Annotated in this window: 19 protein-coding genes; 15 read left to right on the top strand and 4 right to left on the bottom strand. The window is 60.1% G+C overall.

What is annotated here, in order from left to right; genetic code table 11:
* The first annotated feature begins 249 nt into the window (after positions 1 to 249).
* From AC13C8_RS06310 to AC13C8_RS06285, 6 genes are all read left to right on the top strand, one after another.
* Positions 250 to 2,205 carry a 4Fe-4S binding protein gene (locus AC13C8_RS06310; protein ID WP_482846749.1) on the top strand — a complete coding sequence of 652 codons (1,956 nt, stop codon included), beginning with the start codon at positions 250 to 252 and terminating at the stop codon, positions 2,203 to 2,205.
* A gap of 47 nt (positions 2,206 to 2,252) precedes the next feature.
* Positions 2,253 to 2,441 (top strand): DUF6494 family protein, encoded by a 189-nt coding sequence (locus AC13C8_RS06305; RefSeq protein ID WP_091432317.1) that lies wholly within the window; start codon positions 2,253 to 2,255, stop codon positions 2,439 to 2,441.
* A gap of 7 nt (positions 2,442 to 2,448) precedes the next feature.
* Entirely contained in the window at positions 2,449 to 3,516 is a 1,068-nt protein-coding gene (locus AC13C8_RS06300) for an Mrp/NBP35 family ATP-binding protein (RefSeq protein ID WP_482846748.1), read from the top strand.
* Positions 3,513 to 4,217: a biotin/lipoate--protein ligase family protein gene (locus tag AC13C8_RS06295; RefSeq protein WP_482846747.1), complete on the top strand. Its 705-nt coding sequence runs from the start codon at positions 3,513 to 3,515 to the stop codon at positions 4,215 to 4,217. Before AC13C8_RS06300 ends, AC13C8_RS06295 begins: the two co-directional genes overlap by 4 nt.
* Complete coding sequence (locus tag AC13C8_RS06290; protein ID WP_091430349.1) at positions 4,214 to 4,702, top strand: DUF6505 family protein; 489 nt, start codon at positions 4,214 to 4,216, stop codon at positions 4,700 to 4,702. The genes AC13C8_RS06295 and AC13C8_RS06290 overlap by 4 nt, the downstream gene beginning before the upstream one ends.
* A 585-nt stretch (positions 4,703 to 5,287) precedes the next feature.
* The gene (locus AC13C8_RS06285) at positions 5,288 to 5,629 is read left to right on the top strand and encodes a TfoX/Sxy family protein (RefSeq protein ID WP_482846746.1); all 342 of its coding nucleotides are present in this window, start codon (positions 5,288 to 5,290) and stop codon (positions 5,627 to 5,629) included.
* Positions 5,630 to 5,779: 150 nt separating this feature from the next.
* Here the strand turns inward: AC13C8_RS06285 and ndk are convergent, their stop codons facing one another.
* A complete protein-coding gene (ndk, locus tag AC13C8_RS06280) occupies positions 5,780 to 6,202 on the bottom strand; it encodes a nucleoside-diphosphate kinase (RefSeq protein WP_091432320.1) in 423 nt (140 codons plus the stop codon).
* Positions 6,203 to 6,368: 166 nt separating this feature from the next.
* Between ndk and AC13C8_RS06275 the strand changes: the two genes are divergently transcribed.
* The 3 genes from AC13C8_RS06275 (at position 6,369) to AC13C8_RS06265 (ending at position 9,514) form a co-directional block, all read left to right on the top strand.
* Positions 6,369 to 8,225 (top strand): ABC-F family ATP-binding cassette domain-containing protein, encoded by a 1,857-nt coding sequence (locus AC13C8_RS06275; RefSeq protein ID WP_091430355.1) that lies wholly within the window; start codon positions 6,369 to 6,371, stop codon positions 8,223 to 8,225.
* A 2-nt stretch (positions 8,226 to 8,227) separates the two neighbouring features.
* The gene (locus AC13C8_RS06270) at positions 8,228 to 8,851 is read left to right on the top strand and encodes a MarC family protein (RefSeq protein WP_482846745.1); all 624 of its coding nucleotides are present in this window, start codon (positions 8,228 to 8,230) and stop codon (positions 8,849 to 8,851) included.
* 75 nt (positions 8,852 to 8,926) lie between these two features.
* Positions 8,927 to 9,514, top strand: coding sequence for a retropepsin-like aspartic protease family protein (locus AC13C8_RS06265; protein ID WP_091430358.1), 588 nt, complete (start codon positions 8,927 to 8,929; stop codon positions 9,512 to 9,514).
* 28 nt (positions 9,515 to 9,542) lie between these two features.
* Here AC13C8_RS06265 and AC13C8_RS06260 read toward each other — a convergent pair whose 3' ends face one another.
* Positions 9,543 to 10,055 carry a DNA polymerase III subunit chi gene (locus AC13C8_RS06260; RefSeq protein ID WP_091430359.1) on the bottom strand — a complete coding sequence of 171 codons (513 nt, stop codon included), beginning with the start codon at positions 10,053 to 10,055 and terminating at the stop codon, positions 9,543 to 9,545.
* Between the two features lies 1 nt (position 10,056).
* Positions 10,057 to 11,535 (bottom strand): leucyl aminopeptidase, encoded by a 1,479-nt coding sequence (locus tag AC13C8_RS06255; protein ID WP_482846744.1) that lies wholly within the window; start codon positions 11,533 to 11,535, stop codon positions 10,057 to 10,059.
* 96 nt (positions 11,536 to 11,631) lie between these two features.
* Between AC13C8_RS06255 and AC13C8_RS06250 the strand changes: the two genes are divergently transcribed.
* The 6 genes from AC13C8_RS06250 to rsmA all read left to right on the top strand — a co-directional run bounded on the left by AC13C8_RS06250 (position 11,632) and on the right by rsmA (position 19,254).
* Positions 11,632 to 12,831 carry an LptF/LptG family permease gene (locus AC13C8_RS06250; RefSeq protein ID WP_245744707.1) on the top strand — a complete coding sequence of 400 codons (1,200 nt, stop codon included), beginning with the start codon at positions 11,632 to 11,634 and terminating at the stop codon, positions 12,829 to 12,831.
* The gene (gene lptG, locus AC13C8_RS06245; RefSeq protein WP_482846743.1) at positions 12,828 to 13,925 is read left to right on the top strand and encodes an LPS export ABC transporter permease LptG; all 1,098 of its coding nucleotides are present in this window, start codon (positions 12,828 to 12,830) and stop codon (positions 13,923 to 13,925) included. The genes AC13C8_RS06250 and lptG overlap by 4 nt, the downstream gene beginning before the upstream one ends.
* Positions 13,925 to 16,075, top strand: coding sequence for an LPS-assembly protein LptD (locus AC13C8_RS06240; RefSeq protein ID WP_482846742.1), 2,151 nt, complete (start codon positions 13,925 to 13,927; stop codon positions 16,073 to 16,075). The genes lptG and AC13C8_RS06240 overlap by 1 nt, the downstream gene beginning before the upstream one ends.
* A gap of 70 nt (positions 16,076 to 16,145) precedes the next feature.
* Positions 16,146 to 17,420: a peptidylprolyl isomerase gene (locus AC13C8_RS06235; RefSeq protein ID WP_482846741.1), complete on the top strand. Its 1,275-nt coding sequence runs from the start codon at positions 16,146 to 16,148 to the stop codon at positions 17,418 to 17,420.
* Positions 17,417 to 18,418 carry a 4-hydroxythreonine-4-phosphate dehydrogenase PdxA gene (pdxA, locus tag AC13C8_RS06230; RefSeq protein ID WP_482846740.1) on the top strand — a complete coding sequence of 334 codons (1,002 nt, stop codon included), beginning with the start codon at positions 17,417 to 17,419 and terminating at the stop codon, positions 18,416 to 18,418. Before AC13C8_RS06235 ends, pdxA begins: the two co-directional genes overlap by 4 nt.
* Complete coding sequence (gene rsmA, locus AC13C8_RS06225; RefSeq protein WP_482846739.1) at positions 18,415 to 19,254, top strand: 16S rRNA (adenine(1518)-N(6)/adenine(1519)-N(6))-dimethyltransferase RsmA; 840 nt, start codon at positions 18,415 to 18,417, stop codon at positions 19,252 to 19,254. The genes pdxA and rsmA overlap by 4 nt, the downstream gene beginning before the upstream one ends.
* A gap of 12 nt (positions 19,255 to 19,266) precedes the next feature.
* Here the strand turns inward: rsmA and AC13C8_RS06220 are convergent, their stop codons facing one another.
* Entirely contained in the window at positions 19,267 to 20,955 is a 1,689-nt protein-coding gene (locus AC13C8_RS06220) for a chloride channel protein (protein WP_091430370.1), read from the bottom strand.
* Between the last annotated feature and the right edge of the window lie 46 nt (positions 20,956 to 21,001).

Raw genomic sequence — 21,001 nt, 5'->3', positions numbered from 1 at the left:
CCTGCTGGTTACGACGTTATCTCGAGTCTCAATCAGTCTACTGAAACGACGAGAAAAATAAAGTGCGTTGTCGGCTTTGGGCAGCCACGCAACCTTGTTTCGGCCAACGCTCTGACCAAGACCAACTGCGCCGACACATCGCTGTTACGGTCCTTTCCCACCGATCTTCGGAAATGATCGCCGAATTTGGTCACACCGCCTTTCATCCGGCGCCGTTCCATCCTACCAATACATGGGTGAGGGGTCGAAATGAAAAAAACACTGCTGATCTGTGATTGTCTGGGCACGCAAAATATTGACGGCGACGCATTGGGCGCGGCGACGGGATTAGAATGCTCGCGCATGCACACTGCACTGTGTCAGGCGCAAGCCGACCTGGCCGCCAAGGCGATGGCCAAGGGCGGTGTGATGATTGCCTGCCAGCAGGAAGCCAGCCGCTTCGCAGACCTGGCCGAAGATATTGGTGCGCCCATCCCCGACTTTGTCGATATACGCGACCGAGCGGGCTGGACCGCAGACGCCGCGCACACGACCGCAAAAATGGCAGCCCTTGTGGCCGACGCAGCACTCGTGATGCCCCAGCCCAAGACCGTCGATGTCGTCTCGCAGGGCACTTGCCTTATATTGGGCGCACCGGATGCGGCCTTTGGTGCCGCTGAGAAACTGGCCGATATTCTGGCGGTGACGGTGCTTGTCTCGCAACCGGCGGACATGCCCGTGACGACCCGCTATGACAGTTGCGTCGGGCAGTTGCGCCGGGTCGCAGGCACGCTGGGCCAGTTTGAGGTGACGATTGACGCGTTCCAGCAGGTCTTGCCGGGCGGGCGCGGTGCACCCGCGCTGACGGCACCACGCGACGGCGCGCAGTCAGGCTGTGACCTGATTCTTGACCTGACAGGTGATACGCCCCTGTTTCCCGCCCCGGACAAGCGCGATGGCTATGTGCGCGCCGACCCGGACAGCCTGCCGGCGGTCGCCGATGCCATTCTTGCCGCCAGCCAGATGGTCGGCACGTTTGAAAAACCGCTCCATGTACGACTGGAGCCGTCTCTTTGCGCGCATTCCCGCGCCGAGAAACCTGCCTGCTCTAACTGTTTGAATGTCTGCCCCACGGGTGCAATCCTGCCTGCCGGCGAACATGTAAGCGTCGATCCGTTGATCTGCGCCGGTTGTGGCGCTTGTTCAGCGGTCTGTCCCTCCGGGGCGATCACCTATGACGCGCCGCCGCTTGATCATGTGTTTCGCCGCATCTACACGCTGGCCACGACCTACCGTAAGGCTGGCGGGCAGACCGGAACGCTTCTTGTGCATGACGGCCACGGTGCCGAAATGATCCGCCTTGCCGCTCGGTTTGGCAAGGGGCTGCCCGCCCATGTGATCCCGCTGGAAATCGACGCTTTGGCGATGTTCGGTCATGCCGAGATGCTCGCGGCCCTGGCCAGCGGTTTTGCCGGGGTGGATATCCTGCTGGCCCCCAAAAGCGATCGCGATGTATTGCAGACGCAGGTCGATCTGACCGCAGCCATCTGGTCAGACGATCGCGTCGCACTGCTGGATATCACAGACCCCGATAGGCTGTCGGATCACCTGTTTGACCGCAATGTCGCAACCACACAGCTTGCCGCGCCAATCCTGCCGCAAGGATCACGCCGCCAGATTACCCGGCTGGCCGCAAAGACGCTGCAACCCCAAGCAGAAATCACCCCCCTGCCCGCCCACGCACCTTATGGCGCTGTGATCGTTGACACCGATGCCTGCACACTGTGTCTGGCGTGCGCCTCGCTCTGCCCATCCGGCGCATTGGTGGACAACCCAGACAAGCCACAATTGCGCTTTCAGGAAGATGCCTGCCTGCAATGCGGTCTGTGCGCCAATGTTTGCCCCGAAAACGCCATCACTTTGCAACCGCAGCTTAACCTGACCGACGCGGCGCTATCGCAGGTGGTCTTGCACGAGGAAGAGCCGTTCGCCTGCGTCGAATGCGGTAGCCTGTTCGGCGTCAAATCCACTGTTGAGCGGATCGTTGAAAAGCTGGCGGGCAACCACGCAATGTTTGCCAACCCCGCCGCTGCGCGGATGATCCAGATGTGCGAAAATTGCCGCGTGCAGGCACAATTCCATTCGCAAGACAATCCATTCACTGGCGGCGAACGACCTGCCGTGCGCACGACCGAAGACTACTTTTCCAAACGCAAGGATCACTAGACCGGACAGGCGCGACGGTGATGAACAACCCTGAAAAGGAGATGAAGATGAGCGAAGATTTCAACATGTCGATGCGCAAATTCCTGAAACAGGTCGGCGTGACCTCGCAACAGGCCATCGAAGAAGCGGCCCGCAAGGCGGGTGGCACGGACGGCAAAACCTTCGAAGCGCGGATGGTGCTGACAATCGACGGTCTGGATCTGGAACACGTCGTCACCGGCACGATCAAGGGGTGAGCCGAACATGACGCTTTGTCGTGAGGATGTGTTGGCTGCGCTGAACACGCTGACCGATCCGGTCAGTGGTGGCTCGCTGGTCGAGGCCGGGTTGATCAAGGCACTGACTGTCGAAGACGGCATGGTGCGCTTTGTGCTGGAGGTAAGCGGCAGCCATGCCGCCGCCTATACAAAAGTGAAGGACCAGGCCGAAGCGAAGGTGCAAGCCCTGCCCGGAGTTGAAAAACTATCCGTTGTGATGACGGCGCATAGCGCACCCGCTGCTCCGCCCGATCTGGGTCTTGGGCGAGGTTCTGAGCCAACAGGACCTGAGAAAGTACCGGGTGTGGACCGGATCATCGCAATCGCATCCGGCAAGGGCGGCGTGGGCAAGTCCACTGTTGCCGCCAACCTGGCCTGTGCGCTGGCGGCAGAAGGGCGACGCGTCGGTCTGCTGGATGCTGATGTCTATGGCCCGTCGCAACCGCGGATGCTGGGGGTGTCGGGACGTCCGTCTTCACCCGATGGCAAGACCATTCTGCCAATGCGCAACTTCGGCGTCACGATGATGTCCATCGGACTGATGACAAACGACGATCAGGCTGTGGTCTGGCGTGGACCGATGCTGATGGGCGCGCTTCAGCAGATGCTGACGCAAGTTCAATGGGGTGCATTGGATGTGCTGATTGTCGATTTGCCGCCCGGCACTGGCGATGTGCAGATGACACTGGCACAAAAGGCGCAGCTTGACGGCGCGATCATCGTTTCGACCCCGCAGGATGTGGCGCTGCTGGATGCGCGCAAGGGAATTGATATGTTCAACCAGTTGGGCACATCCATCATCGGGATGATCGAAAACATGTCGACCCATATCTGTTCGAAATGCGGCCACGAAGAACACACGTTCGGCCATGGCGGGGTTGCAACCGAAGCGGCCAAACTTGGCGTGCCATTGCTGGCGGAAATTCCACTGCATCTGGATATCAGGCTGGCCGCAGATGGCGGCGCGCCGATCGTGGTGTCCAAGCCGGACAGCCCGCAGGCGGCGGCGTTCCGCGAGGTTGCGCAGAAGCTGGTCGCAGCCGGTCACGCATGACACGGCCTGTCTTTCCCCCCTTGTTCTCTGGCGTTGATGCAGATGGTTCAGACCCGTTCGCACTGGCCTGCGCGCAGGCGGTTGGGGTGTGCGACGCGGGGTTGGTTACGTATGATCTGGCCCATGACCGCCTGCGCGCGGCGATGGTTTTCGCGCCCGAGGTTCCGCTGGGCAACGCAGCCTGCATGTTGCCGCTTTGCGGGATCGGGTTCCAGAACGCCCTTGGCGCGCTTGCCCCACCCGAAGTCGCAGTGCATCTGGGCTGGAGCGGGGAGATATACCTGAATGGCGGGCGCTGTGGCGCGCTGAAATTGGCGGCGTCCGCACCGGACCCCGATGCGGTGCCCGACTGGCTGGTGGTCGGGCTGTCACTGGACCTTTGGCCCGCGTCGGAGGAAACCGGGCTGACACCGGACATCACCGCGCTTTATGCCGAGGGCTGCACCGATGTGGACGCCGTGACCCTGCTTGAGGCATGGGTGCGCCATACGTTGGTGGCGTTGAATACCTGGGCCGAAGATGGTCCCGCGCGCCTGCATCAGGACTGGATTGGCGTGGCCTATGGGCGCAACACCGAAATATCCGTCGCCGGGCAACGCGGCACGTTCGTCGGCCTTGACGAAAACCTCGGCCTGCTGTTGAAAACCGACGGCCAATCCCATCTGATCCCCCTGACCGCCCTGTTAACGGAGCCCGCATGAAACTTGCCCGCGCAATCCATTTTGACGAAAGCGATACCCGTGTTTTCCATAATCCCGCCAGGACCGGCGAATGGTGCATCTCCGGCGGGTTCGAATTTTCCAACTGGTCCGAGGCTGATCTAGTCGGCAAGGCCCGTCAGGCGTTTGCCAATGGCTGGTTGGGGTGCGAAACATTTGGCCGCGTCAGCTTTGTCGCTGTCACCCAGATCGAGTCCGGCGAACGCGACACCCTGGCCGACCGTCTGGCCCAGCACTTTGTCGATGTTTACGGCGCACCGTCGCTTGAGACCGCACGCGAAGTCGCCATCGAAGAACTTTCACAGATGGCGGATCTGTGTGACGAACATGCGGCCAACACCTTGCTGACCGTTGCGCGCGATTTGACGGAAGCGGGCGTGCGCGAAACCTATCGTGTGATTGAAGCTCAGGACGCCGGGCTTGAGCAATTTGCGATCCACGGCGCACTGGACGATCCGCAATCCTAGACCGTTCGGCGCCCGAAACCGGGCAGTCCCTTGCCGATCATTCCCACGCCACCAAAGCTGTTTCATTTGCCTTCCGCGCAGTGGCCTGGATGATCGACCTTTTGTTCGGGGCCGTGGTTTGCGCGCGCGGCTTTCGGTTGCGCACTGGCGTGATCGTCATGTGACAACGATAATGTGGGATGGTGTGGGATGGTGTGGGATATGCGTTGCCGCCCGCTGACCGCAGGTCATCTGTGTGACACTGACGCCACAATGTTTCAACAGACAACACAATTGTGAAATATTTATTCGCCACTCATCGTTCATAATCTGTTAACATGTGAATACCGAAAGGTCTCTGGTGGGAAAAATGGTGCGTCATATTCAGGCGCAAACCTCAGCAACTGGAGTGGGGAAATGGTATATAAGTCACAGAATAAACAGATTAAAACACCAAAACGTGTCGTTCGTTATCTTCGACAGCAAACACCGCCGAAAACCGACAGAACAAAGACCGAGGAACCGGAAACGCCCGCCGTGGTGTTTACGGACTGGGCCAGTATCTGACGTATTTTCACGGTCGAGCTACACGCTTGAGTTGGGATCATGACTGATCCGGTTTCGTCCATACGCAATCTTGGGCCTGCGTCGGATATATCCTTCGCGCGGGCAGGCATCCACTCGGCGGATGAATTGCGGGAGTTGGGCGCGGATGAGGCCTATCGCCGCCTTCTGGCTGCGGGCTCTCGTCCACATTTCATCGGATATTACGCCATGGTCATGGGGTTGCAGGGGCGTCCCTGGAATGATTGCAAGGGCAAGGAAAAGTCTGAATTGCGCGCGCGGTTTGATGCGCTCAAGGCCGAAGCGAGCGCAAACACGCCTTCGGAAGACAAGATGGAAGCGATCTTGGATGAAATTGGAATTCCAAGACAGTCGGGCGTCTGATCGGGTGGCTCACGATGTGAGCCTGAGGGGCGCTGCCCCTCGCGGCGAGGCCGCTCACCCCGGGATATTTTAAGCCAGAAGAAAGCGGCAGACATGGAAAAGGCCGCCCGAGTTCCCTCGCGCGGCCTTTCATTCGTCTGACAAACCAGCTTAGCCCACCAGTTCCAGACCTGAGAAGAAGTAGGCGATTTCTTCGGCGGCGGTTTCCGGCGCATCCGAGCCGTGCACCGAGTTTTCGCCAACCGACTGGGCGAACTCTTTGCGGATGGTGCCTTCATCAGCGTCAGCCGGGTTGGTGGCGCCCATCACGGTGCGGTAGGTTTTGATCGCGTCTTCGCCTTCCAGAACCTGCACGACGACGGGTTCCGAGATCATGAATTCGACCAGTTCACCGAAGAAGGGGCGCTCTTTATGGACGCCATAGAAGGTTTCGGCTTGTTTCTGCGTCATGTGGATGCGCTTTTGCGCGATGATGCGCAGGCCAGCGGCTTCGATCTTGGCGTTGATGGCGCCTGTCAGGTTGCGTTTCGTGGCATCGGGTTTGATGATCGAGAATGTGCGTTGAATGGCCATGTCGGTCCCTTTTGCGTTTGGGCAACGGGACCCCTGCCCCGATGCATATGTGATTGGCGCGTCCCGTAACATGGGATCAAGGATTTGGGAAGCGGCGATTGTGACCTGTTCTGACCGTGCGTGACAGCGATTGACGCCCGCGCGCGGCTCAGGCACATGAGACAACATGCTAAAGATTTCAGATATCACCTACGCCGTTGAGGGCCGCCCCCTGTTTGACGGTGCCACCGCAGCGATCCCCGATGGTCACAAAGTGGGCCTTGTCGGGCGCAATGGCACGGGCAAGACGACGCTGTTTCGCCTGATCCGGGGTGAGCTGGCGTTGGAATCCGGCGAGATTTCAGTTCCCAAAGGCGCGCGGATTGGCGGGGTGGCGCAGGAAGTGCCCGCCTCGCAAACCTCATTGCTGGACACCGTGCTGGCGGCGGATACTGAACGGGCGGCGTTGATGGAGGAGGCCGAAACCGCCACCGACCCCCACCGGATTGCGGACATCCAGACCCGGCTGGCCGATATTGATGCCTGGAGCGCCGAGGCGCGCGCCTCGGCGATTTTGAAAGGGCTGGGGTTTGACGACCACGAGCACGCCCTGCCCTGCGCGGATTTCTCGGGCGGCTGGCGGATGCGCGTGGCGTTGGCGGCGGTATTGTTTTCCGAACCGGATCTGCTGTTGCTTGATGAACCGACCAACTATCTGGACCTTGAGGGCGCGCTTTGGCTGGAGCAGTACCTGACGAAATATCCTCATACGGTTCTGATTATCAGCCACGACCGGGGGTTGCTGAACCGGTCCGTCGGCGCAATCCTGCATTTGGAAGACCGCAAGCTGACGCTGTATCAGGGTGCCTATGACCGGTTTGCCGAGACCCGTGCGGCGCGTCTGGCCGTTGCCGAGAGCGAAAACAAGAAGGTCGAAGCGCGGCGCGCACATCTTCAAAGTTTCGTGGATCGGTTCCGGGCGAAGGCGTCAAAAGCTGTGCAGGCGCAGTCGCGGCTGAAGATGATCGAGAAACTCAAAACCATCACCACCCCGCAAGAAGCAGCTTTGAAGGCGTTCAGCTTCCCGGAACCTGAAGAGCTGTCGCCCCCGATCATCAACATGGAGGGCGCATCCTGCGGCTATGGCGACACGACGGTTCTGTCGCGGATGGATTTGCGCATCGATCAGGATGACCGGATCGCGCTTCTGGGCAAGAACGGTCAGGGCAAATCGACCCTGTCGAAACTGCTGTCGGATCGTCTGCCGCTGATGACGGGGAAGATGACCAAATCATCGAAGCTGCGCATCGGGTATTTCGCGCAGCATCAGATGGACGAGCTGTATGAGGATGAAACCCCCATCGAACACCTGCGTCGCCTGCGCCCCAACGAGCTTCCCGGTCGCCATCGGGCGCGGCTGGCAGGCTTCGGGCTGGGCGCGGATCAGGCGGAAACCATCGTTGCGCGGCTGTCGGGCGGGCAGAAGGCGCGGTTGACGCTGCTACTGGCCACGTTGGATGCGCCGCATCTGCTGATCCTTGATGAACCGACCAACCACCTTGATATCGAAAGCCGCGAGGCCCTGGTCGAGGCGCTGACCGCCTATTCCGGTGCGGTCGTTTTGGTCAGCCACGACATGCATTTGCTGGGGCTGGTGGCCGACCGGCTTTGGCTGGTCAATGACGGGGGCGTCGCACCCTTCGAGGGCGATCTTGAAGATTATCGCAAAATGTTGCTGTCATCAGAGGACGACAAGAAATCCGCCAAGGCGAAACCTGCGCCTGCGAAACCGAAACGCGCCGACCGGGACACGATCCTTGCCCTGCGCGCCGAGTTGAGAAAAGCAGAAGCGCGGGTCGAAAAACTGGAAGCGATGCGCGACAGGCTGGACGCCAAACTGGGCGATCCGGGGATATATGAACCAGAACGCAAGGACGAGGTCGTGGTCTGGCAAAAGAAACATGCCGAGGTTCACGAGGCCCTGGACCGCGCCGAGGAACTGTGGCTGCGTGCGCAGGATAAACTTGAAAAAGCCGAGGGTTAGAGATGGATCTTGATCTGTTCATTCCCGCCTTTGTCACGCTTTTTGTGGTGATGGACCCGATTGGGATCTCGCCCTTGTTCATGGCATTGACTCAAGGCAGGACGGCGCGGGAAAGGCGGGGCATTGCACTTCGGGCCTGCGGAACCGCCGGTCTGTTGCTGATCCTGTTCGCCTTTCTGGGCGAAAATGTTCTGAATTTCCTTGGCATCTCGATGCCCGCGTTCCGAATTTCGGGCGGTATCCTGCTGTTGTTGTTGGCTTTGGACATGGTATTTGAACGCCGCACAGCACGTCGCAAGGATCAATCCGAGGACGGCGTTGACAGCCACGACGACCCGTCGGTTTTTCCGTTGGCAATCCCGATCATGGCCGGTCCGGGGTCGATTGCGACGGTGATCCTGTTGTCGGGACAGGGCGACGGCTTTTCCGGTGTCATGCTGGCGGTGGCGGTGATGGTGGTGGTGCTGTTGATCGCTTTCATTCTGTTCAACGCATCCTCGCTGCTGGAACATGTCTTGCGCGAAACGGGGATCAAGGTCGTAACCCGGCTATTGGGTATGCTTCTGTCTGCTTTGGCCGTTCAGTTCATTCTGGAAGGGCTGCGCGACTTTGGGCTAATGGGCTGACACGCGGCGCCCTGCCCCGATGACAAATGCGCCTGCCCTTCCTATATCTTTCGGGTAAGGGTTTCGGAGGCCAGAATGACAGGCGACGACTATGCACGTGCGATATATCTTACGCTGCTGCTGGCAGCGATCGGCGGGTATTTCATTGCCGAGAATCGAAAAAATATCGGTCAGACCTTCCGCCACGCCCTGATTTGGGGCTTGATTTTCATCGGCGCGATGGCGGGTGTCGGGCTTTGGCAGGATATCAGAAACGACATTACACCGCGCCAGAGCGTGGTGCAGGAAACAGGTCAGATCGAGCTGCCGCGCGCACGCGACGGCCATTTCTATGCCACCCTGTTGATGAACGGGCAGCCGATTGATTTTGTTGTCGACACCGGAGCCAGCCAAATCGTTCTGACCAAAGAAGATGCCGAACGGGCAGGGGTGCAGATGGAGGCGCTGCGCTTTTTCGGTCGCGCGATGAGCGCAAATGGCCCGGTCCGCACCGCCCCCGCCCGCATTGCGCGCGTCGAATTTCTGGGCGTCGAGGATTTCGGCGTCGAGGTCTGGGTAAACGATGGCGAAATGCCGGGGTCGCTGCTTGGAAACGACTATTTGCAGCGGTTTGAGAAGATCGAGATCGAGCGGGATAGATTGATCCTGACGCGCGGAAACTAGGCGCTCAAAACTAATTGCTATCAACTACTTACGAGCTTGCCTTCATCTCCCACCGCCCACTTTCCTGGCTCCAGTATTTCGCGGTCAGACCTGCGGCCGCCACCTCTTTCCACTGGGAGCGCGCGTGGACCACCGCATCTGGGTCATTGCCGTCAAACAGAATGCTGACCCGTGTCAGACCCGCCAATTCTTCAGCATCTACCGCCGCACCATCGACCGCAATCAACGCATTGGCCTGATTGGGAATGGTTGTGTCCGTGGTCAGCAGCACCGGCTGATCCGCATCATGCGGTCCACCCGATTGGCCATGCGGCAGGAACCCATCATCCGATGTTGTCCAGAGACGCTCGTCCAACCACGCCATGCGCTTGGGATCGGTGCCGCGCAGGCAGATTTTCCAACCTGCCTCCAATGACCTTTGCAAAAGAACCGGCAATGTTGCCTCAAGCGGGCTGCGCGTCATGTGATAGAAAAAGACCTCGCCGGTCTTGTCGTGCAACGCACCCTGCCCGTCTTGGGTCCCTGTTGCCGGGTCGGACATGCTATTCAGCCTCGAACATGTCGTGCACCAGACGGTTCAACGCCAGAACCCCCCACCCGGTCGCGCCTTTCGGCGCAAGTGGTCCGTCCTGCGCCACTTGCGCGGTGCCCGCGATATCCAGGTGAATCCAGGGTTGGCCTTCCTTTACGAAGCGGCCAAGGAACTGCGCGGCAGTCACCGACCCAGCGGCGCGACCGCCGACATTCTTCATGTCCGCCTTGTTCGACTTGATCAACTGATCATAGCCCGGTCCCATCGGCATTCGCCACGCGCCTTCACCTTCGGCTTTTGCCGCGTCCAGCAGACCGTCGCACAGCGTGTCGTCATTGGAAAAGACGCCCGTGTTCTCATGCCCCAGCCCGATGATGATCGCGCCGGTCAGGGTTGCCAGATCGATCATCCCGGCGGGTTTGTATTCCTCCTGAGCATACCACATCACGTCACACAAAACGAGCCGTCCTTCGGCGTCGGTGTTGATCACCTCGATCGTGTCGCCTTTCATCGAGGTAACAATGTCGCCGGGACGCTGCGCGCGGCCATCGGGCATGTTTTCAACCAGCCCGACCAGCCCGACCACGTTGGCTTTGGCATTGCGGGTGGCCAATGTTTTCATTACGCCCGCGACGGTGCCCGCTCCACCCATGTCCATGGTCATGTCTTCCATGCCGGCGGCGGGCTTGATGCTGATGCCGCCGGTATCGAACACGACCCCTTTGCCGACCAAAGCCAGCGGCGCCATATCCTTTTCGCCGCCCAACCATTCCATGACGACCACTTTTGACGGGGCTTCCGACCCTTGCCCCACGGCCAGAAGCGCGCGCATCCCAAGTTTTTCAAGCGCGTCTTCTTCCAGCACCTTGACCTTGACCCCAAGTTTTTTCAGCGCAACCAGTCGGTCCGCAAACTCGGTGGTGGTCAGAACATTCGCAGGCTCGTTCACCAGATCGCGGGTGAAGAACACCCCATCGCTTTGCGCATTGATGCGGTCCGTCGCGCCTTCGAACTGGTCAACCCGCGACACCATCACGGTCAGGCTGCCCGGCTTGACCTGGGCGTCTTTGCCTGTCTTGTGATCGGTGAACGCATAGGCCCGCAACACCGCCCCCAGCGCCAGATCATCGGCATGTTTGACCGGTCCGGCCAGAACCAGAACATCCTTTCCTGCCATGGACTTACCAATCGCCCCGCCCGCTTTGCGTGCGGTGTTCATATCTGCACGCGGCGCAAGACGAATGACCTGCACCGCCTCGGCGTTCATACCCGTAGGAAAAGCCATTTCATGCGCGTCGCCGTCTTTCATCTTGTCGAATGCCTCGCTTTCCGCGAAACGCAGAAGCGCACCACGGGTCAGCTTGTTGACCCGCCGCGCCGCCGGATGCAGCTTGCCCGGTTCGGACAAAACGACCACAACGCGGCCTTCATGTTCGCCGATGGGATCAAGGTTGACTTCGCTGAAAACGGGCTGGATCGGGGTCGTCATGGGACATTCCTTTCAGGCAATCTTTTGCCATTCCTAGCCAGCCACACACCGATTGACCAGATAGCAGTTTTCCCCGGCGGTGGGATGGGCTAGAAAATGACCCACAACATGTTGGGGTTCACCGGGGGTATCGTGGCCAGATTCGACCGCTATATGCTGTCGCAGCTTATTTTGCTGTTTGGCTTTTACGGGCTGGTGCTTGTTTTGCTCTTTTGGGTGAACCGGGCGGTCAGGCTGTTCGATCAGCTGATCGCCAATGGTCAGACCGCCATGGTGTTCCTTGAATTCTCGGCGATGATCGTGCCCGGTGTCATTGTGTTCATCATCCCGATTGCGTCCTTTGCGGCGGCCGTATCAGTGACGAACCGGCTGAATTCTGAAAGCGAACTGGTCGTGGCGCAAGCCGCCGGGTTCGGCCCGTTCCGTCTGGCCCGGCCGGTTCTGGTCTTCGGTGTTTTCACCGCGTTGTTCATGCTGGTGCTGACCCATGTCCTTGTGCCGATGAGCCAGCTTCGCTTTGCCGAACGGCAGGCCGAGATTTCCGAAAACATCACCGCGCGGTTCCTGACCGAAGGCAGTTTCGTCCATCCGGTGGACGGCGTTACCCTCTATATTCGCGAGATCAGCCCGGCTGGCGAACTGCTGGACATCTTCTTGTCCGATGAACGCAATGCGGCGCAGAAATATACATATACCGCCAAAAAAGCGCTGATCCTGCGCACCGATGCGGGGCCGCGGCTGATCATGTTTGACGGGTTGGCACAGGTCTTGAATGCCAAATCGCAACGGCTGTCGACCACAGGGTTCAAGAATTTCACCTATGACATTTCAGCCCTTCTGTCGGGGCCGATCGGCGGCAATCGCACCGTCACCCAGATTTATACGCCCGAGCTTCTAGATCCACCTGTCGCCACCCTGTCTGAGACAGGTGAGACACGCGCGGCCTTGCGCGCCGAGGGACATTTCCGCAATGCGCAGGCGCTCTATTCCGTGGTCACGGCGATGACCGGGTTCTCGATGCTGATCGTCGCGGGGTTCAGCCGCTTCGGGCTTTGGCGGCAGGTCGTGTTGGCGCTTGGCGCTGTTGCGCTGCTTCAAACGCTGGACAACACGATGCTGGATATGGCACGCCGGGACGCAAACTATTTATGGCTGGTTTATGTCGCAACAGGCGTCGGGGTCGTGTTGAACATCGTTGTCCTGATCATGGCAAGCCGCCCATCGCCACGCGATATGCGGCGGCGGCGGCGCACCTTGCGCGAGATGTCCAGGATACCGGCGGCGGGGGCTGCATGAAACTACACCTCTATATCGCACGCCGGTTTCTGTTTGCCTTTCTGACCATGCTGGTTGTGTTGGCGATGATCTTCGTGCTTCTGGACATGGTGGAAAGCATGCGCCGGTTTGACAGTGCCGCGGTCGGCTTCGGTAATGTTCTTGGCCTGACTCTGTTGAACGCGCCGGTCTGGATGTACCGCATTCTGCCATTGATCGTCATATTGGCAACGCTTTGGATGTTCCTCAGCCTTGCACGCAGTTCCGAGATGGTCGTGACCCGTGCCGCCGGACGGTCTGCTCTGAATACACTCGTCTCGCCCGCATTGACGGTATTCCTGTTCGGCCTGATCGCGGTGGCTGTCGGCAACCCGATCGCGGCGGCAACGTCCAAGAAATACGAGCGCATCGCGGCCCAATACAAAGGCACCGGCGGGTCGGTCTTGTCAATCTCGACCGACGGGGTGTGGCTGCGGCAAGGAAACGAGGATGGGCAGACCGTGATCCGCGCGACAAAATCCGATCTGGAAGGCACCAGCCTGTCGGGCGTTACCTTCTTTTCCTTCGCACCGGACGGTCTTCCCACCCTTCGGATCGAGGCCAAAACGGCCAGTCTTGAACCCGGCCAATGGATGTTGACCAGCGCCAAGGTCTGGGATCTTGAGAACGCCGACAATCCCGAGATGGAGGCCGTGTCCTATGACGAATATCTGGTGGATTCGAACCTGACACAGGAACAGATCAGGGACAGTTTCGGCAAACCAAGTTCGATCTCGATCTGGGACATGCCCCGCTTTATCAACCAGTTGGAAACCGCCGGTTTCTCAGCCCGTGCGCATCGTGTCTGGTTTCATATGGAGCTTGCCACTCCGTTCTTTCTGGTCGCGATGGTGCTGATTGGCGCGGGCTTTACCATGCGCCATACCCGTTTTGGCCGCACCGGCATCATGGTCTTGCTGGCGCTGATGATGGGCTTCGGGGCGTATTTCATTCGTAATTTCGCACAAATTCTGGGTGAAAACGGCCAGATCCCCGTGCTCTTGGCAGCATGGGTGCCCCCCATCGCTGCAATCATGATGCCTATGGGGCTTCTCTTGCATTTGGAGGACGGGTGATGGGCGTTCGCTCAAGATTACGCACTGGCCTTCTGGCGGCTTGGCTGGGATCTGCCGTCGCTGCCATTGCTGTCATCACCCCCATGCGACCTGCAATGGCAGGTCAGGCCAGCCTGATCGCGGATCTCGTTCGTGTCGATGGCAACACCGCGTTGATCGCACAGGGCAATGTGGTCGTCTTGTATGAAGGCACGCGGCTGACCGCTTCCCGCGTGGTCTATGACAAGGTCACGGACAATCTGAGCATCGAAGGACCGATCACGATCAGCCGTGCAGACGGCACGGTCCTGATTGCCGATGCGGCCGAATTGTCGTCAGACCTGCGCAACGGCATCCTGAAAAGCGCGCGACTTGTGCTGAACGAACAGTTGCAGATCGCAGCCGCCCAGATCAATCGCGTGAATGACCGGTATACGCAAATGACGCGCGTTGCAGCCTCGTCCTGCCAGGTGTGCAAAGCCAACCCGGTGCCGCTATGGCAGATCCGGGCTGACCGCGTGGTGCATGACGAGAAGGCGCGACAATTGTATTTCCACGGCGCACAGTTCCTGGTGGCGGACGTGCCGATCTTCTATCTGCCGCGCCTGCGCCTTCCCGATCCCACTCTGAAACGCGCGACCGGGTTCTTACCGCCAAGAATTCGCACCACGTCAACGCTGGGCGTGGGTTTGGTTGCCCCGTTCTTTCTGAGATTGGGCGATCACGCCGATCTTACCCTGTCGCCGTTTCTGGCAGCCAAGACCACCACGCTTGAGCTGCGCTATCGTCAGGCGTTCCGGGCGGGCGATATCGAGTTTTCCGGTGCGTTCAGCCGCGACAGCGTTCTGCCCGACCAGACGCGGTATTACGTCTTTGGCGAGGGTGAGTTTGCCCTGCCCCGCGACTACACGCTCAGCTTTGAGCTGCAAGAGGTCTCGGACCCCGCTTACCTGCTGGATTACGGTTATTCCGATCAGGACCGGTTGCGCAACGCGATCAATGTGATGCGGGCGCGTCGGGACGAGTTCGTGTTCGGCGGCATCACCCGCTATGACACATTGCGAGAATCCGAACTGCCGATATCTGACCAATTGCCCTTTGCCCAGATCGACACATTCTATGAGCGCCGTTTCTTCCCGACCTGGCTGGGCGGCGAGGTGCGCGGCAACCTGTCATGGCAGGCGCATTTCCGCGAAAGCAACAAAGATATCCTTGGCCGTGACATGGCGCGTCTGGGGGCCGGGCTGGGCTGGACCCGCAGTTGGATCGGCCCCTCTGGTCTGGTGATCGAAGCAGAGGCGGGCGTTGACGCAAACGTCTACTGGATCGAACAGGACAGCCGTTTCGAGTCCGAACAAAGTTTCGCCGCACCATCGGCCGGTGTGACACTCAGATGGCCCATGTCGCGCGTGGCCGCATCGGGCGCAGTGGATATTCTGGAACCCGTCGCCCATGTGGCGTGGTCAAAGCAGGTCGGCGCCGATATTCCCAACGAAGACAGCGTGTTTGTCGAATTTGACGAAGCCAATCTGTTCGATCTGAACCGCTTTCCCGGCTATGATCGACGCGAAGATGGCGCGCGCGCGGCGGTCGGGCTGAGCTGGACACGGCATTCGCCGTCTGGCTGGGCCTTTACGCTGGCCGCCGGTCGGGTGTTCCGCGAAAGCGGGTTTGACCAGTTCACCGATGCGTCCGGGCTGGCCGGAGATCGTTCGGATTGGCTTCTGGGCGCGCATGTGAATTTCGGCGGACGCTTCGCCTTGCAGGGCCGCGCGTTGCTGGACGATGATTTCGGGATAACCAAATCCGAAACGCGCGCCGCCTATCTGGCCGACGATTTCGAGTTCAGCGCGGCCCATATCTGGGTCATCGAAGACAGTGCCGAAAACCGCCCCGACCCGACCCATGAATTGCGGCTGGACGGGGCCTATCAGATCAGCGACTTCTGGCGCGTGTCGGCAGATGGCAGCTTTGATCTTGAGGCCCAGCAGGCCACACGGGCCGGATTGGGGCTGCGCTATCAAAATGAATGCATTTTTGTGGACCTTTCCCTCTCGCGTCGTTTCACATCCTCCATTAATGTGACGCCAACAACGGATTTCGGCTTCAAGGTCGAACTGACGGGGTTTGGCGGTGCGCGGGGCAAAACGTCCAACAAATGCAGCGGCTGATCGAAACCGATGATTGAGATGACAGGTTGAGATGACGATGAGCAGATCGGACAGAACTATGGTGAAACGCATGAACAACAGCCGCGCCTGCACGTTGCCGGAACCCCGGTGGATCCAGCGCCTTGCGGCAATCTTGATGACCGGACTGTTTGTCTTGGCACCGTTCAGCGCGGGACCAGCAATGGCCCAGGATCTGTTCGCACCGGTAAAGAAGATCAACGACCGGGTGATCACCGCCTATGAGTTGTCGCAGCGCATGGCATTTCTGACCATCCTGAAGGCCCCCGGCAACCTTCGGCAACTGGCCTTGGAGCAACTGACGAACGAAGCCCTGCAACGCCAGGCCGCCGAGAATGCGGATGTGAAACCGACCGCAGAAGAAATTCTTGCCGGGATGGAGGAATTCACGGGCCGGTTCAATCTGGATGTCGAAGCCTTCAACAATATCATTTCGCAGGCCGGTATCGCACCTGAAACATTTCGTGACTTCGTGTCGGGCGGGATCGCCTGGCGTGGCGTGGTGCGGGCCCGCTGGGCTGGTCGCGTTCAGGTCTCAGACGATGAGGTGGATCGCCAATTGGCCCTGACCCGCCCTGGCCAGGGTGTGCGTGTGCTTTTATCCGAGATAATACTACCCGCCCAGACCCCAGCGCAATTGCAGGCGTCGAACGCGCAGGCCTCGGAACTCAGCGAGATCACCACCCTGCCCGCTTTTGCCGCCGCTGCACGGCAGTATTCCGTGGCCCCGTCACGCGATCGCTCGGGTCGGTTGCAGTGGATGGATCTGTCCAACCTGCCCCCAGCAGTCGCCGCGCAGATCCTGCCGCTGGCCCCCGGACATGTCAGTGACCCGATCCCCGTCAATAACGGCGTGGCGGTGTTTCAGATGCGCGCCATTGAAGAGATCGAGACCCCGCAGCCGACGGATGTGACGGTGGACTATGCCACGCTGCTGCTGCCCGGCGGGCGGACCGAATCCGCCCTTGGCGAGGCAGCAAATATTCGCGCGAAAGCAGATACTTGCGACGATCTCTACGGCATCATCAGGGATGCTTCGCCCGAGCAGTTGCAACGTGAAACGCTCTCCATTGGTCAGATTCCCACCAACTATGCGCTGGAATTGGCCAAGCTGGACGAAGGCGAGGTGTCGACCAACCTGACCTCGGCCTCGGGCCAGAATCTTGTGTTCCTTATGCTATGCTCGCGCACCCGCGACCTGCCGGAAGAGGTCAGCCGCGACGACATCAAGCTGCGATTACAAAACCAGCGTCTGCAAAGTTTCGCCAATGCCTATCTGGACGAGTTGAAGGCAGCGGCCCATATCGAAGATTACAGCGATCAATGACCACTGGCGCGCCGTCCGCGGACAGTTTGCCGCCGGTGGCTTTAACCATGGGCGAACCGGCAGGGATCGGCCCCGATATTGTCGGTCCTGCCTTTGACGCATTGAAGGGTGAGGTGCCGTTTTTTCTGATCGGTGATCCATCACACCTGCCGGACGGCGTCGCCTTCGCTGAAATCTCCGCACCCTCCGAGGCGCTGATGGCTGACCACCTTCCGGTTCTGCCTCACGGCTTCGGCAGCCCCCGCCGCCCCGGCCTGTCCCAGGCGGACCATGCGCAACATGTGATCGCGGCAATCGAACGCGCTGTGGAACTGACCGGATCTGGCGAAGCGTTGGCGGTTTGCACCAACCCGATCCACAAGAAGGCGCTGAAAGACGGCGCAGGCTTCGCCTTTCCCGGTCACACAGAATTTCTGGCCCATCTTGCAGGCGGCGCTGAGGTCGTGATGATGCTGGCCTGTGATGGGCTACGGGTCGTACCCGCCACCATCCATATCCCCATCGCCAAAGTGCCATCCAAGCTGACCCGTGATCTTCTGGCACAGGTCATTCGCACGACACATGCAGCATTGATCCATGATTTTGCCAAACCGTTCCCGCGTATCGCCGTGGCGGGGTTGAACCCCCATGCGGGCGAAGGCGGCGCGATGGGGTATGAAGAGATCGAGATGATCACCCCCGTGCTGGACGGTCTGCGCGCCGAAGGGCTGGACCTGATCGGGCCGCAATCTGCCGACACGATGTTCCACGCAGCAGCCCGCGCAGGCTATGACGCGGCGATCTGCATGTATCACGATCAGGCCCTGATCCCGATCAAGACCATCGACTTTGCCGGCGGCGTGAACGTCACCCTTGGCCTGCCCTTCGTGCGCACTTCGCCCGATCACGGCACCGCGTTTGATATCGCGGGCACTGGCAAGGCCGACCCAAGCTCGTTGGTCGCGGCGTTGCGCATGGCGCATCAGATGGGCCGCATCCGACAGAAGCGTCGGACATGAGCCAGATCGACGGCCTCCCCCCCTTGCGCGACGTCATTGCGGCCCATGGGTTGATCGCCAAGAAGTCGCTCGGGCAGAACTTCTTGCTCGATCTGAACCTGACCGCCAAAATCGCGCGGCAGGCGGGTGATTTGGCGAACTCTGACATTCTGGAAATCGGCCCCGGACCCGGAGGGCTGACGCGCGGGCTTCTGGTCGAAGGGGCACGCAAGGTGCTGGCAGTGGAAAAAGACAGCCGCGCCATGGCGCCGCTGGCCGAGATACAGGCGGTCTATCCCGACCGGCTTGAAGTGATCAATGCCGATGCTTTGGACCTTGATCCGCTGGAGCACCTGACCCCGCCCATCCGTATCGTGGCAAACCTGCCCTATAACGTCGGGACCGAGCTTCTGGTACGATGGCTGACCCCTCTGTCTTGGCCGCCGGTCTGGGCCAGCCTGACCCTGATGTTCCAGAAAGAGGTCGCCGAACGGATTGTCGCCCAGCCGGGATCGAAGAAATATGGCCGTCTGGCGGTGCTGTCGCAATGGCGCACCACCCCGCGCGTGGTAATGGAACTAGCGCCCGAAGCGTTCACCCCGCCGCCCAAAATTCATTCCGCCGTAGTGCATTTTGACGCCCTGCCTGCGCCCCGGTTCGAAGCCGACCCGGACAAGCTGCAAGCCCTAGTGGCGAAGGCGTTCGGGCAGCGCCGCAAAATGCTGCGCGCGTCTTTGAAAGGGTTGCGACCCGATATCGAGGATGTGCTGACCTCGGTCGGGATCAAGCCGACGTCGCGCGCCGAAGAAATCGGCATCGAAGAGTTCTGCGCCCTCAGCCGCGCGCTGGCGAGTTGATCCGTTCAAGAATCAACTATGTTCCTCGGCCGCCGTTTCCGCCAGTGCCCGGTTGAAAGCCTTCAACGCGTCCACCTGGAACACCGCTCCCCAAAGTTCGGGCGGATCCCCCTCGCCGCCCAACGTGACCACAGGTATGAACCGCGCGGCAGAGGTTTCGAACATGGGCATCACGGCCTCCAGCGTCGCGTTCCCGTCAATATACACGCCCTGTTCGATCAGATCCCAACACTGTTCTTCATTCGCCGCCCTGTCGTGATTACTTGCCCGCATGATCGACGCCACGCGCACTGTGGATAGCAGATAAGCTTGAGGGCCAGCGGCAAGGTGAACACCTCGTCTTTCCAACTGGGTCAGGAAGAACGACCGATCCACCCAGCGGCTGGCCAGCGCCGTGGACAGCGACACCGCGGCCATCACTGCGATCCCGGTTTGCCAGTCGCCCGTCAGCTCAAACACAATCAATGTGGTCGAAATCGGTGCGCCCAGCACCGCCGCCGCGACGGCACCCATGCCCGCCAGCGCATAGAGTGTCTCGGACCCTGATACGTCGGGAAACACAGCGGTCGCCACGATCCCGAAGGCCAGCCCGGTCAAAGCCCCGACCATCAAGGCCGGTGAAAACACCCCGCCGCCCATGCGTCCGGCCATGGTGATTGCGACTGCGGCAACCTTGACGACGACAAAGGTGATCGCCAGTTGCAGCCCCATCCCGCCGGTCAGGGCAACCGATGTGGTTTCATAGCCCACGCCGATGATATGTGGATACCAGATGGCGATGGCACCAAGGATCAGCCCAGCACCGGCCGGTCGCAACACCCGAGGCAGTCGCGTGGCAGTCTGGATGGTGTCGCCGACATCCTCGGCCCAGAAGATGGACCGCATCAAGATGACAGCGACCACCCCGCAGACAAGCCCCAGCAGCAAAAAGGCAGGCAGTTCGACATAGAAAGCAAGCGATCCTTCGGCGGGCAGGACAAACTCGGTCACATCGCCATATTCAAGGCGGTTGATCACGGTTCCAGCGACCGACGCGATTGCAATCGGCGCAAAAGCGTGCACAGCGAAATGACGCAGCACGACTTCCAATGCGAACAAAGCCCCCGCGATCGGGGCGTTGAAACTGGCCGACACCGCCGCCGCGACCGCACAGCCCAACAGATCACGCCCGGTCACGCCATTGGCGTTGATCCGCGCCGAAACCCAGCTTGAGATCACAGCGGCAAGATGCACAACCGGGCCTTCGCGCCCCGACGACCCACCGGTCGACAGCGTGATCAGCGAGGCCAGCGCCGATCCCAGTCCGGCGCGTTTCTCGACACGCCCGTCCCACAAGGCGGCGCCTTCGATCACGTCGGCCACCGCGCGCACCCGGCCGTCATGGGTGAACCAGTTCAGGATGATCCCGACAACCAATCCGCCGAACGCGGGCAGCAGAAGCACCCAATACCATGGCAAGGTGCCCGCAAAACTGTGCAGATGGGCCAGATCGTCAGTGCCATACAGCGCCGCCTGAAGCGTCTCGATTCCCTTTCGGAATCCCAATGCCGCAAAACCCGACGCGATCCCGATCATCAGCGCAATCAGCCAGAATTGCACTTGGCTTGGTCCTTTCTCGATCAAGATATGCCAACCGGTAGAGGACCGATCCTGCAAATCCCGCCAAGCGCGATCTAAGAACAATTTTAGCCGATTAGGCATCGTCCTCCGCCCGCGCGGCCCTTCCCAAGATCACGCATTTACCATA

This window comes from Aliiroseovarius sp. B-4 (assembly GCF_056857795.1).
The sequence above is the reverse complement of the archived record's forward strand: the minus strand, read 5'-3'. Positions and strand labels throughout refer to the sequence as shown.

Bases quoted from the DNA above. Each gene is read 5' to 3' on its own strand.
- AC13C8_RS06310 (WP_482846749.1), top strand. From the start codon at position 250: ATGAAAAAAACACTGCTGATCTGTGATTGTCTGGGCACGCAAAATATT.
- AC13C8_RS06305 (WP_091432317.1), top strand. From the start codon at position 2,253: ATGAGCGAAGATTTCAACATGTCGATGCGCAAATTCCTGAAACAGGTC.
- AC13C8_RS06300 (WP_482846748.1), top strand. From the start codon at position 2,449: ATGACGCTTTGTCGTGAGGATGTGTTGGCTGCGCTGAACACGCTGACC.
- AC13C8_RS06295 (WP_482846747.1), top strand. From the start codon at position 3,513: ATGACACGGCCTGTCTTTCCCCCCTTGTTCTCTGGCGTTGATGCAGAT.
- AC13C8_RS06290 (WP_091430349.1), top strand. From the start codon at position 4,214: ATGAAACTTGCCCGCGCAATCCATTTTGACGAAAGCGATACCCGTGTT.
- AC13C8_RS06285 (WP_482846746.1), top strand. From the start codon at position 5,288: ATGACTGATCCGGTTTCGTCCATACGCAATCTTGGGCCTGCGTCGGAT.
- ndk (WP_091432320.1), bottom strand. From the start codon at position 6,202: ATGGCCATTCAACGCACATTCTCGATCATCAAACCCGATGCCACGAAA.
- AC13C8_RS06275 (WP_091430355.1), top strand. From the start codon at position 6,369: ATGCTAAAGATTTCAGATATCACCTACGCCGTTGAGGGCCGCCCCCTG.
- AC13C8_RS06270 (WP_482846745.1), top strand. From the start codon at position 8,228: ATGGATCTTGATCTGTTCATTCCCGCCTTTGTCACGCTTTTTGTGGTG.
- AC13C8_RS06265 (WP_091430358.1), top strand. From the start codon at position 8,927: ATGACAGGCGACGACTATGCACGTGCGATATATCTTACGCTGCTGCTG.
- AC13C8_RS06260 (WP_091430359.1), bottom strand. From the start codon at position 10,055: ATGTCCGACCCGGCAACAGGGACCCAAGACGGGCAGGGTGCGTTGCAC.
- AC13C8_RS06255 (WP_482846744.1), bottom strand. From the start codon at position 11,535: ATGACGACCCCGATCCAGCCCGTTTTCAGCGAAGTCAACCTTGATCCC.
- AC13C8_RS06250 (WP_245744707.1), top strand. From the start codon at position 11,632: ATGACCCACAACATGTTGGGGTTCACCGGGGGTATCGTGGCCAGATTC.
- lptG (WP_482846743.1), top strand. From the start codon at position 12,828: ATGAAACTACACCTCTATATCGCACGCCGGTTTCTGTTTGCCTTTCTG.
- AC13C8_RS06240 (WP_482846742.1), top strand. From the start codon at position 13,925: ATGGGCGTTCGCTCAAGATTACGCACTGGCCTTCTGGCGGCTTGGCTG.
- AC13C8_RS06235 (WP_482846741.1), top strand. From the start codon at position 16,146: ATGAACAACAGCCGCGCCTGCACGTTGCCGGAACCCCGGTGGATCCAG.
- pdxA (WP_482846740.1), top strand. From the start codon at position 17,417: ATGACCACTGGCGCGCCGTCCGCGGACAGTTTGCCGCCGGTGGCTTTA.
- rsmA (WP_482846739.1), top strand. From the start codon at position 18,415: ATGAGCCAGATCGACGGCCTCCCCCCCTTGCGCGACGTCATTGCGGCC.
- AC13C8_RS06220 (WP_091430370.1), bottom strand. From the start codon at position 20,955: ATGCCTAATCGGCTAAAATTGTTCTTAGATCGCGCTTGGCGGGATTTG.